The organism is Enterobacter cloacae complex sp. P40C2, assembly GCF_014930695.1.
Lineage (GTDB): Bacteria > Pseudomonadota > Gammaproteobacteria > Enterobacterales > Enterobacteriaceae > Enterobacter > Enterobacter pasteurii.
The window spans coordinates 211,254-228,618 of record NZ_JADBRP010000005.1 but is presented as its reverse complement, the minus strand read 5'-3'; the positions used below and the strand labels follow the sequence as shown (position 1 = coordinate 228,618).

The 17,365-nt window shown below is 57.6% G+C and carries 11 protein-coding genes; 3 read left to right on the top strand and 8 right to left on the bottom strand.

Annotation, left to right across the window (positions count from 1 at the left end; genetic code table 11):
• The first annotated feature begins 7 nt into the window (after positions 1 to 7).
• Positions 8 to 853, top strand: a complete 846-nt coding sequence (gene nhoA / locus IM304_RS12000) for an N-hydroxyarylamine O-acetyltransferase (protein ID WP_193355177.1) — start codon at positions 8 to 10, stop codon at positions 851 to 853.
• Between the two features lie 116 nt (positions 854 to 969).
• Here the strand turns inward: nhoA and narI are convergent, their stop codons facing one another.
• The 6 genes from narI to IM304_RS11970 form a co-directional block, all read right to left on the bottom strand.
• Entirely contained in the window at positions 970 to 1,650 is a 681-nt protein-coding gene (gene narI / locus IM304_RS11995; RefSeq protein WP_148419791.1) for a respiratory nitrate reductase subunit gamma, read from the bottom strand.
• Positions 1,647 to 2,342 carry a nitrate reductase molybdenum cofactor assembly chaperone gene (gene narW / locus IM304_RS11990; RefSeq protein WP_148419792.1) on the bottom strand — a complete coding sequence of 232 codons (696 nt, stop codon included), beginning with the start codon at positions 2,340 to 2,342 and terminating at the stop codon, positions 1,647 to 1,649. Before narW ends, narI begins: the two co-directional genes overlap by 4 nt.
• Entirely contained in the window at positions 2,342 to 3,886 is a 1,545-nt protein-coding gene (narH, locus tag IM304_RS11985) for a nitrate reductase subunit beta (protein WP_193355176.1), read from the bottom strand. The genes narW and narH overlap by 1 nt, the downstream gene beginning before the upstream one ends.
• Positions 3,883 to 7,623: a nitrate reductase subunit alpha gene (locus IM304_RS11980; protein ID WP_193355175.1), complete on the bottom strand. Its 3,741-nt coding sequence runs from the start codon at positions 7,621 to 7,623 to the stop codon at positions 3,883 to 3,885. The genes narH and IM304_RS11980 overlap by 4 nt, the downstream gene beginning before the upstream one ends.
• A 66-nt stretch (positions 7,624 to 7,689) precedes the next feature.
• Positions 7,690 to 9,075 (bottom strand): NarK family nitrate/nitrite MFS transporter, encoded by a 1,386-nt coding sequence (locus IM304_RS11975; RefSeq protein WP_193355174.1) that lies wholly within the window; start codon positions 9,073 to 9,075, stop codon positions 7,690 to 7,692.
• 210 nt (positions 9,076 to 9,285) lie between these two features.
• Positions 9,286 to 9,861, bottom strand: coding sequence for a TetR family transcriptional regulator (locus tag IM304_RS11970; RefSeq protein WP_148419796.1), 576 nt, complete (start codon positions 9,859 to 9,861; stop codon positions 9,286 to 9,288).
• 116 nt (positions 9,862 to 9,977) lie between these two features.
• On the opposite strand from IM304_RS11970, the gene IM304_RS11965 reads away from it, so the two are divergent.
• Entirely contained in the window at positions 9,978 to 11,465 is a 1,488-nt protein-coding gene (locus IM304_RS11965; protein WP_193355173.1) for an MFS transporter, read from the top strand.
• Between the two features lie 46 nt (positions 11,466 to 11,511).
• Here IM304_RS11965 and ompC read toward each other — a convergent pair whose 3' ends face one another.
• Positions 11,512 to 12,585, bottom strand: a complete 1,074-nt coding sequence (ompC, locus tag IM304_RS11960) for a porin OmpC (protein ID WP_193355172.1) — start codon at positions 12,583 to 12,585, stop codon at positions 11,512 to 11,514.
• Positions 12,586 to 13,210: 625 nt separating this feature from the next.
• Complete coding sequence (gene yddG, locus IM304_RS11955) at positions 13,211 to 14,089, bottom strand: aromatic amino acid DMT transporter YddG (RefSeq protein ID WP_193355171.1); 879 nt, start codon at positions 14,087 to 14,089, stop codon at positions 13,211 to 13,213.
• Positions 14,090 to 14,309: 220 nt separating this feature from the next.
• Here yddG and fdnG point away from each other — a divergent pair, with 220 nt between their 5' ends.
• Complete coding sequence (gene fdnG, locus IM304_RS11950) at positions 14,310 to 17,357, top strand: formate dehydrogenase-N subunit alpha (protein WP_193355170.1); 3,048 nt, start codon at positions 14,310 to 14,312, stop codon at positions 17,355 to 17,357.
• The last annotated feature ends 8 nt before the right edge of the window (positions 17,358 to 17,365 follow it).

Here is a 17,365-nt window from a genome sequence, read left to right as displayed (position 1 = left end):
CTGAAGCATGTCCCCATTTCTGACTGCCTACTTCGCCCGCATCGGCTGGAACCTGCCGACGTCTGTTGATATCGACACCCTGCGCGCGCTGCATTTACACCACAACTGTGCGATCCCTTTCGAGAATATCGACGTCGTTTTGCCGCGGGAGATCCATCTGGACGACGGGTGTCTGGTGGACAAACTGGTTACCGCCCGGCGCGGGGGATACTGCTTCGAGCAAAATGGCCTGTTTGAGCGAGTATTACGTGAAGTCGGATTTACGGTACGCAGCGTGCTGGGGCGGGTCGTGCTGGCAAATCCGTCCCAGATGCCGCCGCGCACGCACCGGCTGCTGCTGGTGGAGCTGAACGGCGAGCGCTGGATCGCCGATGTGGGGTTTGGCGGACAAACGCTGACGGCGCCGATTCGGTTACTCGCCAACGAGGAGCAGGAGACCCCGCACGGCATGTACCGCCTGCTGAGCGAGGGCAACGACTGGATGCTGCAGTTCCGCCATCACGAGCACTGGCAGTCGATGTACCACTTTGACCTGACGACCCAGTATTTCAGTGATTACGTGATGGGAAACTTCTGGTCCGCGCACTGGCCGCAGTCGCATTTCCGCCATCATCTGCTCATGTGCCGCCACCTGCCGGACGGGGGCAAGCTCACGCTGACCAACTTCAACTTTACCCACTGGCAGAACGGCCGCGTGGAGGAGCAGATTGCGCTGCCGGATGCACAAGCGCTGTATCAGCTTATGCAGGAGCGCTTTGGGCTGGGCGTTGACGATCCGAAGCACGGTTTTTCCCTGGCAGAGTTGACGGCGGTGATGGCAGGGTTTGATACGCATCCGCAGGCCGGGAAATAGGGATTAGCTTACCGCGCGCTGATGCCTTCACACCGTTCCGCTCACGCGCTGAGGGCGAAAGCAAAAAAACGGCAACCCTGGTTGCCGTTCTGCTTTTATCTCGCCAGCCGAGGTGCTCAGCGGCGCGATCTCACCACCTGATACCGGCGGGTAAAATACTCAAACGGCGCGCTCCACACGTGTACCAGACGGGTGAACGGGAAGAGCAGGAAGATCGTCATCCCCAGCACCAAGTGCACGCGGAAGATAAAGTCCACCCCGTTCAGCATCTCCGAAGAGCCGCCGCGGAAGGTGACGATACCCTGCGCCCAGCCAACCAGCTTCATCATCTCGCTGCCGTCCGGGTAGCGGGCAGAGAAGGGGATCGTGCTCAGGCCAAGGATGCACTGGAACAGCAGGATGCTCATAATAATGATATCCGGCGTGGTCGAGGTGGCGCGCACCCGCTGGTTAAACAGGCGGCGATAGAGCAGCATCGCGCCGCCTACCAGCGTCAATATTCCGCAAACGCCACCGAGCACCATTGCCAGCTGCTGCTTAACGGCGATCGGTAAAAACCAGGCGTACATCCAGTGCGGGGTTAACATGCCGAACAGGTGCCCGAAAAAGATCCCCAGAATCCCAACGTGAAACAGGTTTGAGGCCCAGTTCATTCCGCGCTTGCTGAGCATCTGGCTCGATGAGGCGCGCCATGTGTATTGCCCGTAGTCGTAGCGCAGCCAGCTGCCGAGGAAAAACACGGTGGCGCAGATGTATGGATAAATGTCGTAGAAAAACACGTTCAGGTAATGTGTCATTTTGGGCCTCCGGCGCTGACGTCTACGTACTGCGGCGCAACGTCCTGGCTAAAGCGTCGTTGATATTGCTGCATCGGCGAGCTGTCGCACGATGTCGCGTTGTCTTCGATAAACTTCACCTGTTCCTCTTCCCACACGGCGTCCAGCGCCTGACGGGTATCATCCCGTTTTTCACCGGACACCTGTTTTGCCACGCTGTCGCTGGAAAGCCGCGTTCCCGCCAGCGCCAGCAGGGCGTCAAACAGCTGGTAATGCGCGACGTCGCGCTGCTTGAGGCGCCCACCAATCAGCGCCAGGATCGGCGCGACGTTTTGCAGCCCTTCACGCGCCTCGTCGTCGCTGACCAGGCTGAGATACTCCAGGTAGAGGGGCAGGTAGTCCGGCAGCTCGCGGCAGTCCAGCTCCAGCCCGGCTTTCTCATACTGCCCCATGAGATCGACCATTGCCTGACCGCGATCGCGGGACTCGGCGTGAACATGCTCGAACAGCAGCAGCGAGGTCGCGCGGCCGCGTTCAAACACTTCACACCACTCGGCCTGCTTATCCAGCAGCGGGGCGCTCAGGTGCTGCTGCGCAAACGGCAGCAGCATGGGCGCGTCCTGCTCTATCAGGGATAGCGCTTCTTCGCGGTTTTCCCACAGCAGCTCATCGGGATACTCAATCAGCAGCGCGATGATTTTGAGGATCTGCATTACTCACCCTCCCCATGTTCGCGCACCTCGGTGATGTTGATCGCGTCGATGCGGCTGCTGTTGAAGAGGTTGAATTTGGTGTCGGAGCCGTGGCAGCCGTCGCCAAAGGTGAAGCCGCAGCCGTTTTTCTCCGGGAAGGCGTCGCGCGCCATTTCACGGTGGCTGGTCGGGATCACGAAGCGGTCTTCGTAGTTGGCAATGGCCAGATAGCGGTACATCTCCTCGACCTGCGCTTCGGTCAGGCCCACCTCTTCGATGGCGCGGGTATCGGTTACGCCTTCTACGGTCTGGGAGCGCTTGTAGTGGCGCATCGCCATCATGCGCTTCAGGGCGCGCAGCACCGGGCCGGTATCGCCGGCGCTGAGCATGTTCGCCAGGTACTGCACCGGGATGCGCAGGCTTTCAACCGCAGGCAGAACGCCGTCGCTCTGGGGCAGGCCGCCCGCGTCCGCGTAAGACTGAATCGGCGACAGGGGCGGCACGTACCAGACCATCGGCAGGGTGCGGTATTCCGGGTGCAGCGGCAGGGCGAGCTTCCAGTCCATCGCCATCTTGTAGACCGGAGATCGCTGGGCGGCATCGATTACGTTTTGCGGAATGCCCTGCTTCAGCGCTTCTTCAATCACCGCCGGATCGTTCGGGTTGAGGAACACGTCGCACTGGCGCTCGTACAGATCGGTTTCATGCTCGGTGCTGGCCGCTTCTTCTATACGGTCAGCGTCATACAGAAGCACGCCGAGATAGCGGATGCGCCCGACGCAGGTTTCCGAGCAGACGGTCGGCTGGCCGGACTCGATGCGCGGATAGCAGAAGATGCATTTTTCTGATTTGCCGCTTTTCCAGTTGAAGTAGATTTTCTTGTACGGGCAGCCGCTGATGCACAGACGCCAGCCGCGGCATTTGTCCTGGTCAATCAGCACAATGCCGTCCTCTTCGCGCTTGTATATCGCACCGCTCGGGCAGGTGGCGACGCAGCTCGGGTTCAGGCAGTGCTCGCACAGGCGCGGCAGGTACATCATGAAGGTGTTTTCGAACTGGCCGTACATCTCTTTCTGGATCTTCTGGAAGTTGCGGTCGCGGGCGCGTTTTTCGAACTCGCCGCCCAGCAGCTCCTCCCAGTTTGGACCCCAGACGATCTTGTCCATCCGCTTGCCGTCAATCAGCGAGCGGGGGCGGGCGGTAGGGAGGTGATCCCCCTCCGGCGCGCGGTGCAGATCCTGATAATCAAAGGTAAAGGGTTCATAATAATCATCAATCTGCGGCAGGACCGGGTTAGAAAATATTTTCGACAGCACCCCCATTTTGCCGCCGAGGCGCGGCGTCAGCTTGCCGTGAATGCCGCGGATCCAGCCGCCTTGCCACTCCTCCTGATCTTCCCAGTTTTTGGGATAGCCGATGCCCGGTTTGGTCTCCACGTTGTTAAACCACGCATATTCCATCCCTTCGCGCCCGGTCCAGACGTTCTTGCAGGTGACCGAGCAGGTGTGGCAGCCGATGCATTTATCGAGATTCAGTACCATGCCAACCTGTGAGCGTATTTTCATTTTTTCGCCTCCTGTACCTGATCCCGACCTTCGCCGTCCAGCCAGTTAATGTTTTTCATTTTGCGGATCATGATGAACTCGTCGCGGTTCGAGCCGACGGTGCCGTAATAGTTGAAGCCGTACGCCAGCTGCGCGTAGCCGCCAATCATGTGGGTCGGTTTCGGGCAGACGCGGGTTACCGAGTTGTGGATCCCGCCGCGCCGTCCGGTCACTTCCGAGCCCGGAATGTTCAGAATGCGCTCCTGGGCGTGGTACATCATGGTCATACCCGGCGGCACGCGCTGGCTGACCACCGCGCGGGCGGTGAGGGCGCCGTTGGCGTTGAAGGCTTCGATCCAGTCGTTGTCTTCAATGCCCAGCTCGCGGGCATCGGTTTCGCTGATCCAGACGATTGGCCCTCCGCGCGACAGGGTCTGCATCAGCAGGTTTTCGCTGTAGGTGGAGTGAATGCCCCATTTCTGGTGCGGCGTAAGGAAGTTCAGCGCTTTTTCCGGGAAGCCGTTCGGCGGGATCTCGCGCATATGGGTAACGCTGCGGGTGTCAATCGGCGGACGATAGGCCACAAGGCTCTCCCCGAAGGCGCGCATCCAGGCGTGATCCTGATACAGCTGCTGGCGGCCCGAAATCGTGCGCCACGGGATCAGCTCGTGAACGTTGGTATAGCCCGCGTTATACGACACGTGCTCGCTCTCAAGGCCGGACCACGTCGGGCTGGAGATAATTTTACGCGGCTGCGCCTGGATGTCGCGGAAGCGAATTTTCTCGTCTTCCTTGTTCAGCGCAAGATGGGTGTGATCGCGCCCGGTCATTTCGCCCAGCGCTTCCCACGCTTTTACCGCTACCTGACCGTTGGTTTCCGGCGCGAGGGCGAGGATCACCTCAGAAGCGTCAATGGCGGTTTCAATGCGCGGACGGCCTTTCGCCGGGCCGTCGAGCTTGACGTAATTGAGCTTGCCGAGGAAATCGACCTCCTTCTGGGTGTTCCAGGAAATGCCTTTCCCGCCGTTGCCGAGCTTGTCCAGCAGCGGCCCAAGCGCCGTAAAGCGCTCGTAGGTTTCCGGGTAGTTGCGCTCGACGACCGCAATGGTTGGCGCGGTTTTGCCGGGGATCAAATCGCATTCGCCTTTGCGCCAGTCGAGAATATCGAACGGCTGCGACAGTTCCCCCGGCGAGTCGTGCTGTAGCGGCTGTAGCACCACGTCGGTTTCGGTCCCCAGGTGGCCGACGCAGACCTCGGAGAAGACTTTGGCGATGCCCTTGTAGATCTCCCAGTCGCTGCGGGACTCCCACGCCGGATCAACGGCGGCGGAAAGCGGATGAATAAACGGATGCATGTCCGAGGTGTTCATGTCGTCTTTTTCATACCAGGTGGCGGTCGGCAGCACGATGTCGGAGAACAGGCAGGTGCTGGACATGCGGAAATCGATCGTCACCAGCAGGTCGAGCTTGCCCTCGATGGCGGCGGTCTGCCACTCCACTTCCTCAGGCTTCACGTCGTCCGTTGAGCCTAAATCTTCACCCTGAATACCGCTCTCGGTGCCGAGCAGATATTTCAGCATGTACTCATGGCCTTTACCGGACGAGCCGAGCAGGTTAGAGCGCCAGACGAACAGGTTGCGCGGGTGGTTCTTGCCGCTGTCGGGCTGTTCGCAGGCGAAGCGGATATCGCCCGATTTTAACGCCTGAACGGTGTAATCCTGCGGCGACATCCCGGCGGCGTCGGCGCGCGCCTTCACGTGCAGCGGGTTAAGGTTGAGCTGAGGCGCGGACGGGAGCCAGCCCATGCGCTCGGCGCGAACGTTAAAGTCAATCAGGTGGCCGGTGAACTTCGACGCGTCCGCCAGCGGTGAGAGCAACTCCTGCGCGGTCAGCTTCTCATAGCGCCACTGGCTGGCGTGATTATAAAAGTACGAGGTGCTGTTCATCTGGCGCGGCGGGCGGTTCCAGTCCAGCGCGAAGGCCAGCGGCAGCCAGCCGGTTTGCGGGCGCAGCTTTTCCTGCCCGACATAGTGCGACCAGCCGCCGCCGCTCTGCCCGACGCAGCCGCAGAAGACCAGCATGTTGATCATCCCGCGGTAGTTCATGTCCATGTGGTACCAGTGGTTCACACCGGCACCGAGGATGATCATCGAACGGCCGTGGGTTTTATGCGCGGTGTCGGCAAACTCGCGGGCGATTTTTTCGATGAGGTACGCGGGTACGCCGGTAATCTGCTCGCCCCAGGCTGGAGTGTAGGCTTTAACCTCGGCGTAGCTCGTTGCCGCGTTGCCGTCTTCGAGGCCGCGATCGAGGCCGTAGTTCGCCAGCACCAGATCGTAAACGCTGACCACGCGTTTCTCGCTGCCGTCGGCGAGCGTGAGGGTTTTACTCGGCACGCGGCGCGTCAGCACCGGTTCCTGCTTCACGCTGCGAAAATGCGGGTTCTCGTTGCCGCCAAAGTACGGGAAGGCGACGTCGGCCACGCTGTCGTGGGTGATGAGCAGCGAAAGGGTCAGCTCGGTTTCCTGGCCCGCGGCAAGCGATTCCAGGTTCCATTTGCCTTTTTCGCCCCAGCGGAAGCCAATGGAGCCGTTCGGCACCACCAGATTCCCGGCGACGTCAAAGGCAACGGTTTTCCACTCCGGATTGTTGGCTTCTCCCAGCCCCTCGGCCAGATCCGACGCGCGCAGCATGCGGCCCGGCACCACGCGACCGTCTGCCTGCTCGTCGAGCAGCACCAGCATTGGCATATCGGTATAGCGGCGGCAGTAGTTGAGGAAGTAGTCGCTTGGGTTATCGAGGTGGAACTCTTTGAGGATTACATGGCCCATCGCCATGGCGAGCGCGCTGTCGGTACCCTGTTTCGGTGCCAGCCACTGGTCGCTCAGCTTTGCCACCTCCGAGAAGTCCGGGGTGATGGCGACGGTCTTGGTGCCTTTGTAACGCACCTCGGTGAAGAAATGGGCATCAGGAGTACGCGTCTGCGGCACGTTTGAGCCCCAGGCGATGATGTAGCTTGAGTTATACCAGTCGGCGGATTCCGGCACGTCGGTCTGTTCGCCCCAGGTCATTGGCGACGCGGGCGGCAGGTCACAGTACCAGTCGTAGAAGCTGAGGCAGGTACCGCCGATCAGGGAGAGGTAGCGCGTGCCGGCGGCGTAAGAGACCATCGACATCGCCGGGATAGGCGAGAAGCCGGCCACGCGGTCCGGGCCATAGTGCTTGATGGTCCAGACGTTGGCGGCGGCGATCAGCTGGTTCAGCTCTTTCCAGTTCGAGCGGATAAATCCCCCGCGTCCGCGCGCCTGCCTGTAGCTCTGCGCCTTTTGCGGATCGTTCTGGATGGCATCCCAGGCCAGCACCGGATCGCTATGCTGTGCCAGCGCCTCGCGCCAGAGCTCAATTAGCCTGCGGCGCACCAGCGGGTATTTAAGACGGTTGGCGCTGTACAGATACCACGAGTAGCTCGCGCCACGCGGGCAGCCGCGCGGCTCATGGTTAGGCAGGTCAGGGCGGGTACGCGGATAGTCGGTCTGCTGGGTTTCCCAGGTCACCAGGCCGTTTTTAACGTAAATTTTCCAGCTACAGGAGCCGGTACAGTTAACGCCGTGGGTGGAGCGCACAATTTTGTCGAACTGCCAGCGCTGACGGTAGCTGTCCTCCCAGTCGCGGTTGGTGTGATACACCTGCCCGTGCCCATCGGCGAAACTGTCGCCTTTTGTTTTGAAGTAACGGAAGCGGTCCAACAGTTTGCTCATGACATTTCTCCTGCTTCGATAGCATTGCCGGAGGGCGTGGCGCACGCTCCGGCGAAGATATAGTTATTATTTTTGTGAGGATTTGCGGCCATACACCAGCCAGGTGACGAACACGCAGACGATGTAAAACACGAGGAATACCTTCATGGCGCCCACCGGCGAGCCGGTCATCGCCAGCGACGTGCCAAAGGCTTTAGGAATAAAGAAGCCGCCGACCGCACCGATGGCAGAGATAAAGCCCAGCGCGGCGGCGGTTTCGGTCACCGCCTCATGCTGCGCCTGCTCGTCGGTGCCGCCCTGCTTTTTCACCCGGTCGATGGTGATTTGGCGAAAAATAATCGCGATCATCTGGAAGGTCGACCCGCTGCCGAGACCGGCGGTAAGGAACAGACCCATGAAGACCAGATAGAACGCGATAAAGCTGCCTGAACCCGAGCCGGGAAGCGTCAGGAAAATCAGGGCGCTAAAGACGGCCATAAAGACAAAGTTAAAAAGCGTCACCCGCACGCCGCCCAGTTTGTCCGAGATCATCCCACCCGCCGAACGCGCCAGGGCACCAATCAGCGGGCCGAAGAAGGCGAGGTGCAGGATATTTACGTCCGGGAACTGGGTCTTCGACAGCATGGCAAAGCCCGCCGAGAAACCGATGAACGAGCCGAAGGTGGCGAGATAAAGCAGGCTCAGCAGCCAGAGGTGAAAACGCTTAAGCACCGGAAGCTGGCTGGCAATAGACGCTTTGGAGCTGGCGATATCGTTCATGCCGAAGAAGGCGGCAAGCGTGGCCAGAATCAGCAGCGGCGCCCAGATCCAGGCCGCGTTAGCCAGCCACATTGTCGAGCCGTCCTCCTGCGGTACGCCGTGCACGCCGAGGAAGGTGAACATCGGCAGGAAAATCACCAGCGGCGCGACCAGCTGCATCACGCTGACGCCCAGATTGCCCAGCCCGCCGTTAATGCCCAGCGCGCTGCCCTGCCTGGCCTTCGGGAAGAAGAAGCTGATATTACCCATGCTGGAAGCGAAGTTGGCACCGGCAAAACCGCACAGCAGCGCAATGATGATAAAGACCCAGTATGGGGTAGCGGTGTTTTGAATGGCGATCCCCAGCCAGACGCAGGGCACGACGAGGATAACGGTACTTAACACGGTCCAGTACCGCCCGCCAAATATCGGCACCATAAAAGAGTAGGGGACACGCAATATTGCGCCGGAGAGAGAAGGTAGCGCCGTTAGCATAAAAAGCTGGTCGGTGCTGAAATTAAATCCGACTTTATTAAGATTTACCGCAATAGCGCTAAATAACATCCACACGCAAAACGCCAGCAGCAAACAAGCCACAGAAATCAATAGATTTCTTCGAGCGATATGTTTCCCTTTATTCTCCCAAAATTGCGCGTTTTCCGGTTTCCAGTTACTCAACAAATGTTGATTACTCTTCTCACTTTGATGTGACATATCGCCCTCTTGCTTAACCAAATGGAGAGAAAAAACAAGTAAAAACAGAAGGATGCCTAGTAGCTGCTTGTGAAAATTATTGGATGTTATGGGATACATCTGAAAGGATAGATAAAAAAGCGAATCCCTGAGTTTGGAAAGGGAATCAGGGTTCGCATTATGTGTTACTAATTGTAACTTTTGGAGAGAATTAATACCCCAATGGGAGTATTAAAACAATTCGAGGGAGATCAGTTTATCCAGATGCTTATTAAATGCTGCGTCGTCTATCTCGGGCATATTTAAGACGTAAATTCCGTCCAGCCCGCATACCAGGCCGATTAATCGCCATGCAATATTTTCCGGCAGGTCATTAAGGATAAAGGCATTAGCCTGCGCGCCGGCACGAATAATCGCGACCGTCTCCTGGTGCCACATTTCCATGGTCAGCACGTAAGCGCCTTTGACGTCATTATCCCGGCTGGCAAGAATTTGCGCCTCACGCCACAGGCGAATGTAGGGCTCAAAACCGCCATCATCGCTGCCGAGCATGGCATGCAGCCGCTCCCGCCAGCTGGCATTTTCACCCACCACTTCAGCATCCAGCAAATCGCGGATCAAGCGGACAAACGCCAGCGATTTTAGCTCGCCAGCCGAAGCAAAATGGTGATGAACCTGCCCGGTGGCTACGCCCGCTTCGGTGGCGATGCGGCGAACGGTCATCGCGGCCAGCCCTTCGGTCAGCGCCACGCGCATCGCGGCCTGTAAGATCTCTTCCCGACGCTCGTCCTTGCTCAGATAACGCATAACTTCTCACTCTCAATGGGAACGAAACGAGTGTAACAAAAAGCTGGACAAGTGTTCAACTTTACGTAGGATCGCAATCTGGACATGTGTCCAGTTTTTATCTGATAAGGAAATTTATGTTTCGTCAGTGGTTAGCGTTGGTGATTATCGTGCTGGTGTATATCCCGGTGGCGATTGACGCGACGGTGCTGCACGTGGCCGCACCGACATTGAGCATGACGCTGGGCGCCAGCGGAAATGAATTGCTGTGGATTATCGATATTTATTCGCTGGTCATGGCGGGAATGGTGCTGCCGATGGGCGCGCTGGGCGATCGCATAGGCTTCAAGCGCCTGCTGATGATCGGCAGCACGCTGTTTGGCCTGTCGTCTCTGGCGGCGGCCTTTGCACCGTCTGCAGGCTGGCTGATTGCTGCCCGCGCGTCGCTGGCTATTGGCGCGGCGATGATCATTCCGGCCACGCTTGCCGGGATCCGCACGCTGTTTATCGACGCGCGGCACCGTAATATCGCTCTTGGCGTCTGGGCCGCCGTCGGCTCGGGCGGGGCGGCGTTTGGCCCGCTGATTGGCGGGATACTGCTGGAGCATTTTTACTGGGGATCGGTATTCCTGATCAACGTGCCGATCGTGCTGGTCGTGGTCTCGCTCGCTGCGCGGTTCGTGCCAGCTCAGCAGGGACGGCCTGAACAGCCGCTCAATATCAGCCACGCCATCATGCTGATTGTGGCCATTTTGCTGCTGGTGTATAGCGCCAAAACCGCGCTTAAAGGCGTGCTGTCTCCGTGGCTGGTGCTCGGTACCTTACTCACCGGGGCGGTGATGCTGTTTATCTTCGTCCGCATTCAGCTGCGGGCGCGCGTGCCGATGATCGACATGCGCCTGTTTTGCCACCGCATTATTTTAAGCGGCGTGGTGATGGCGATGACCGCCATGATCGCGCTGGTGGGCTTTGAGCTGCTGATGGCGCAGGAGCTGCAGTTCGTTCATGGCTTTACGCCGTTCGAAGCGGGGATGTTTATGCTGCCGGTGATGGTGGCGAGTGGATTTAGCGGGCCTATCGCCGGGGTGCTGGTCGGTCGCCTGGGGCTGCGCATCGTCGCGGCCGGGGGCATGGGGCTCAGTGCGGTCAGCTTTATCGGCCTGTCGATGCTCGACTTCAGCACGCAACAGTGGCAGGCGTGGAGCCTGATGGTGCTGCTGGGCTTCAGTGCCGCCAGCGCGCTGCTGGCATCCACCTCTGCGATCATGGCCGCGGCGCCGAAAGAGAAGGCCGCTGCCGCAGGGGCGATCGAGACCATGTCCTATGAGCTGGGTGCGGGTCTGGGCATTGCCATTTTCGGACTGCTGCTGACCCGCAGCTTCTCGGCGTCGATTGCGCTGCCGCAGGGGCTGAACGCGTCGCTTGGCGAGAAAGCGTCGTCGTCGATCGGTGAAGCGATGAGCGTCGCGCAGGATCTGACGCCTGCACTGGCCGAGTCGGTGATGTCGGCGGCGAAATCCGCGTTTATCACCTCGCACAGCGTGGCGTTAGGCAGTGCGGGAGGCATGCTGCTGGTTTTGGCGGTGGGGATCTGGTTTAGCCTGGCGAAAGCGCCGCAGCAGTAACAAAAAAGGCCAGCCGCGAGGGCTGGCCTTTCTGCACTAACGCATCTTAGAACTGGTAGGTCAGACCTACAGCCACGATGTTGTCGGTTGCAATTTTTGCATCGCTGGTGAACTTGCTGTCGTCGAGCAGGTTGATTTTGTAATCAACGTAGGTAGACATGTTTTTGTTGAAATAGTAGCTCGCGCCAACGTCAACGTATTCAACCAGGTCCTGGTCGCCGTAAGAGCCGATGTCTTTACCTTTGGATTTCAGGTAAGCGATGGATGGACGCAGGCCGAAGTCGAACTGATACTGAGCAACAACTTCGAAGTTCTGCGCTTTGTTGGCGATGTGGCCGTTACCGAACGCGGTCATGTTGCGGGTTTCAGAGTAGGTGGTTGCCAGGTAGATGTTGTTCGCATCGTACTTCAGGCCGGCAGCCCAGACTTCCGCATTTTCACCGCCTGCGTTCAGGTCGCTTGCAGCATTAACCTGATCATTGGTACGGTCAGATTTTGCGTAAGTTGCGCCCGCCGCGAAACCGTCGAACTCATAGGTAGAGGACAGACCCCAGCCGTCACCGTTAGATTCGGTGATGTCTTTACGGTCGTTTTTACCCTGGTACTGGGCAGCAACGTTCAGGCCGTCAACCAGACCGAAGAAGTCGGTGTTACGGTAGGTTGCAACGCCGGTAGTACGGCCAGTCATGAAGCCGTCGGTCTGGGTCCAGGTATCGCCACCGAATTCTGGCAGAACGTCAGTCCATGCGCCGATGTCGTAAGCAACGCCGTAGTTACGACCGTAGTCGAAAGAACCAAACTCGTTGAATTTCAGGCCAGCAAATGCCAGACGGGTTTTGTTGCCGTCGGCACCCTGATCTTCAGAGCGGTTGCCCTTGAACTCATATTCCCACTGGCCGTAACCGGTCATCTGGTCGTTGATCTGCGTTTCACCTTTGAAACCCAGACGAACGTAAGTTTTGTCGCCGTCGTTATCCGTATCATCGGAGAAATAGTGCAGACCCGTAACTTTGCCGTACAGGTCCAGTTTGTTACCGTCTTTGTTAAAAACTTCAGCTGCGTTAACAACGCCTGCTGCCAACATGGAAGTGACTGCCACTGCAACTAATTTAAGTTTCATCTTAAATAATCCTTATAATTTTATTTAGGTGTTTCCTAAGCCAACTGGACGATTTTTAAACGAGGCAGATCGTCAATGGCAGACTATTTTTGAAATTCCGTAGTCTGGTTTCAATAATAAGTTTCAAAATATTAAATATAATTTCAATTAGTGTGATCATGATCTGAAAAATTGCCGCCGAACCGCCTGATCCGATGAATTAATATACATAAAGCGATTATTAACCAATCAGAATAATATGCACCCAAATAGTTTTTGAGCGTTTATGTTTTTTACGTTAGCGAGTTCGATAGGCGAGCGGAAATAAACATCCCTGAAGGTTTTCTATCGTAGAAACAGATGGTTATGAGGATTTGCTTATGTGGTTGCTTAATTTTCATCAGAAACACCCAGAAATAAACTATTGCACATTGTGCTATTTAGGGGGCAAATATTAAGTCTGCATTAATTTCTCGCGTTGTCAGTTTATGTCAATTCAGTGCCAGAATACGGTTAAGTTTTAGCACTATAAACAGAATGTCCTGCGCGCTCTAATGTTATGAATAATATTCTGATGTGTGATCACATTTTAAATTATTGTTAATTTTTGCCGGGCAACGCGTGTGCCCGGCAAAAGCGTGCAGGGTTATTTACGTGTGGCGTACCAGCACAGCAGTGAACCGGCGCAAACCAGCAGTGCGCCCTGCCAGAACGAGAATGAAAGGGGAGAGCTGAGCAAAATAGCCGCGAGCGCGGCGGAAAGTACCGGCGTAAAATAAGATACTGCCGCAAGCATCGTCACGTTCCCGTGAAGAATGCCTATATTCCAGGCCGCATAGCCGAAGCCGAGCGCAACGCCGCACATTAACAGCTTCACCACCACCGGTACGCTGAACAGCATGTCAGGCTGATCGCTTAAGGCATATTTGACCCACAGGCTTATGGCGGTTAGCAGGACGAAAAGGGTGATGCCGTTTTGCCCCTTCGCGTACTTGCTGGTGACGGTGCAGTAGGCGGCCCAGATAAAGGCGCCTGCAAACGCCAGCCCGTAGCTTAGCGGGCTGGAGACGACGTTGCGCATAATGTCATCCACGTGCAGGCCGCTTTCGCCGCCTAAAACCCAGCACACGCCCAACAGCGAGACGAGAAGCCCAAGCACCACCCACAGGGTAGATTTTTGCCCGTTGAACAGAATGGCGAACACGATCGTCAGGCTCGGCCAGAGGTAGTTGACCATGCCTACCTCAATGGCCTGCGAGCGCGTCGCGGCATAGCCCAGCGACAGGGCAAGGCACATCTCATAGCTGACAAACAGGACGCTGCCCGCTATGAGATAGCGCGTGGAAAAACGCCGCAGATCCGGAAAGCCCACCGTCACCAGGCACAGTAACCCGCTGACGGTGTAGATCATCGCCGCGCCGCCCACCGGGCCGAGCCCCTCACTTACGCTGCGGATAAGTCCTACCATCGTGCTCCACAGCAGTATGGCCGCCAGACCAATCAGCGTTGCTCTTTTTCTGTCCATTACCCAGCCAGTCCCATAAAAATCAAAGGGAAAACTTATAGCATCTATCCGCTTCTTCTGGCGAATTTTCTCAGACCCGGTTAACCCATAAGGGTTAAAAAAACGTACCGGCGGTGACTATTAAGGGGGCGAACTTTGACGACCTTGATTTGACGCAAAAAAAACAGGGGCTTTGCTGTTAGTTTGCGGCGCGAAGTCTTATCAGATAACGAGGACAGCAATGGACGTCAGCCGCAGACAATTCTTTAAAATCTGCGCGGGCGGTATGGCCGGAACAACAGCCGCTATGCTGGGATTCGCTCCCAAAATGGCGCTGGCTCAGGCACGCAACTATAAACTGCTGCGTGCGAAAGAGATCCGTAACACCTGCACATACTGCTCCGTGGGTTGTGGGCTATTGATGTATAGCCTGGGTGATGGCGCGAAGAACGCCAAAGAAGCGATTTATCATATTGAAGGGGATCCGGATCATCCGGTGAGCCGCGGGGCGCTTTGCCCGAAAGGGGCGGGGCTGCTGGACTACGTTCACAGTGAAAACCGCCTGCGCTATCCCGAGTACCGTGCGCCGGGTTCCGACAAGTGGCAGCGCATCTCCTGGGACGACGCATTCTCCCGTATCGCAAAACTGATGAAAGCGGACCGGGACGCCAACTTTATTGAAAAGAACGAGCAGGGCGTCACGGTTAACCGCTGGACCTCCACCGGGATGCTGTGCGCGTCTGCGGCGAGTAATGAAACCGGCATGCTGACGCAAAAATTTGTGCGCTCCCTCGGCATGCTGGCGGTTGATAACCAGGCGCGCGTCTGACACGGACCAACGGTAGCAAGTCTTGCTCCAACATTTGGTCGCGGTGCGATGACCAACCACTGGGTTGATATCAAAAACGCAAACGTCGTGGTGGTGATGGGCGGTAACGCCGCAGAAGCCCATCCGGTGGGCTTCCGCTGGGCGATGGAAGCGAAAAACAACAACGATGCGACGCTGATCGTCGTCGATCCGCGCTTTACGCGTACGGCATCGGTGGCCGATATTTATGCGCCGATCCGCTCCGGTACGGACATTACGTTCCTCTCCGGCGTGCTGTTGTACCTGATCGAAAACAACAAGATTAACGCGGAATACGTTAAGCATTACACCAACGCCGGCCTGCTGGTGCGGGAAGATTTTGCCTTTGAAGATGGCCTGTTCAGCGGCTATGACGCAGAGAAGCGTCAGTACGATAAATCTTCCTGGAACTATCAGTTCGACGAAAACGGCTACGCGAAACGGGACGATACCCTGACCGATCCGCGCTGCGTGTGGAATCTGCTGAAACAGCACGTTTCCCGCTATACGCCGGACGTGGTGGAGAATATTTGCGGTACGCCAAAAGCGGACTTCCTGAAAGTGTGTGAAGTTCTGGCCTCCACCAGTGCCGCCGACAGAACCACCACGTTCCTGTACGCGCTGGGCTGGACGCAGCACACCGTCGGCGCGCAGAACATCCGCACCATGGCAATGATCCAGCTGCTGCTCGGCAACATGGGGATGGCCGGCGGCGGCGTGAACGCGTTGCGCGGCCACTCCAACATTCAGGGCTTAACCGACCTCGGCCTGCTGTCCACCAGCCTGCCAGGCTACCTGACGCTGCCGTCCGAAAAGCAGAGCGACTGGCAAAGCTGGCTTGACGCCAACACGCCAAAAGCAACGCGACCGGACCAGGTGAACTACTGGAGTAACTATCCGAAGTTTGCCGTGAGCCTGATGAAATCTTTCTACGGCGACGCGGCGCAGAAAGAGAATGACTGGGGCTTTGAGTGGTTGCCAAAATGGGACCAGGCGTACGACGTCATCAAGTATTTCAACATGATGGATAAGGGCGACGTCACCGGCTATATCTGCCAGGGCTTTAACCCGGTAGCCTCATTCCCGGATAAAAACAAAGTCGTCCGCAGCCTGAGCAAGCTGAAGTACATGGTGGTTATCGATCCGCTGGTCACCGAAACGTCTACCTTCTGGCAGAACCACGGTGAATCAAACGATGTCGATCCGGCAGCGATTCAGACCGAAGTGTTCCGCCTGCCGTCCACCTGCTTTGCGGAAGAAGATGGCTCCATCGCGAACTCTGGCCGCTGGCTTCAGTGGCACTGGAAAGGCCAGGATGCGCCGGGCGAGGCGCGTAATGACGGTGAAATTCTGGCCGGCATTTACCATCGCCTGCGCGAGCTGTACCGCACCGAAGGCGGTAAGGGCGCTGAACCGTTGCTGAAGATGAGCTGGAACTATAAGCAGCCGGATCGTCCCGAGTCCGAAGAGGTGGCCAAAGAGAATAACGGCGTGGCGCTGGCGGATCTGTACGACGCCAGCGGCAACCTGGTGGCGAAGAAAGGCCAGCTGCTGAACAGCTTTGCGCTGCTGCGCGACGATGGTACCACCGCCTCTTCCTGCTGGATCTACACCGGCAGCTGGACGGAGCAGGGTAACCAGATGGCGAACCGCGATAACGCCGATCCGTCAGGCCTCGGCAACACGCTGGGCTGGGCATGGGCGTGGCCGCTGAACCGTCGCGTGCTGTACAACCGTGCATCCGCAGACGTGAACGGCAAGCCGTGGGATCCGAAGCGCATGCTGATCGAGTGGAACGGCACGAAGTGGACGGGGAACGATATCCCGGACTTCAACACCGCCGCACCGGGCAGCAACACCGGGCCGTTTATCATGCAGCCGGAAGGGCTGGGACGCCTGTTCGCCATCGACAAGCTGGCGGAAGGGCCGTTCCCGGAACACTACGAGCCGATGGAAACGCCGCTCGGCACCAACCCGCTGCACCCGAACGTGGTGTCGAGTCCGGTGGTGCGCATCTATGAAGACGACGTGCTGCGCCTGGGCAAAAAGGACAAGTTCCCGTATGTCGGAACGACCTACCGCCTGACCGAGCATTTCCACACCTGGACCAAGCACGCGCGGCTCAACGCCATCGCGCAGCCGGAACAGTTCGTGGAGATCAGCGAAACGCTGGCGAAAGCGAAAGGGATCGCCAATGGCGATCGCGTGAAGGTGAGCAGCAAGCGCGGCTTTATTCGTGCCGTCGCGGTGGTTACCCGTCGTTTGCAGTCCCTGAACGTTCACGGTCAGCAGGTGGAAACGGTCGGTATTCCGCTGCACTGGGGCTTTGAAGGCGTGGCGCAGAAAGGCTATATCGCCAATACCCTGACGCCAAACGTCGGCGATTCCAACTCGCAAACGCCGGAGTACAAAGCGTTTCTGGTCAACATCGAGAAAGCGTAAGGAGCGAT

Excerpts from the sequence above, each read along its gene's own strand:
- nhoA (WP_193355177.1), top strand. The coding sequence starts at position 8 with ATGTCCCCATTTCTGACTGCCTACTTCGCCCGCATCGGCTGGAACCTG.
- narI (WP_148419791.1), bottom strand. The coding sequence starts at position 1,650 with ATGACACATTACCTGAACGTGTTTTTCTACGACATTTATCCATACATC.
- narW (WP_148419792.1), bottom strand. The coding sequence starts at position 2,342 with ATGCAGATCCTCAAAATCATCGCGCTGCTGATTGAGTATCCCGATGAG.
- narH (WP_193355176.1), bottom strand. The coding sequence starts at position 3,886 with ATGAAAATACGCTCACAGGTTGGCATGGTACTGAATCTCGATAAATGC.
- IM304_RS11980 (WP_193355175.1), bottom strand. The coding sequence starts at position 7,623 with ATGAGCAAACTGTTGGACCGCTTCCGTTACTTCAAAACAAAAGGCGAC.
- IM304_RS11975 (WP_193355174.1), bottom strand. The coding sequence starts at position 9,075 with ATGTCACATCAAAGTGAGAAGAGTAATCAACATTTGTTGAGTAACTGG.
- IM304_RS11970 (WP_148419796.1), bottom strand. The coding sequence starts at position 9,861 with ATGCGTTATCTGAGCAAGGACGAGCGTCGGGAAGAGATCTTACAGGCC.
- IM304_RS11965 (WP_193355173.1), top strand. The coding sequence starts at position 9,978 with ATGTTTCGTCAGTGGTTAGCGTTGGTGATTATCGTGCTGGTGTATATC.
- ompC (WP_193355172.1), bottom strand. The coding sequence starts at position 12,585 with ATGAAACTTAAATTAGTTGCAGTGGCAGTCACTTCCATGTTGGCAGCA.
- yddG (WP_193355171.1), bottom strand. The coding sequence starts at position 14,089 with ATGGACAGAAAAAGAGCAACGCTGATTGGTCTGGCGGCCATACTGCTG.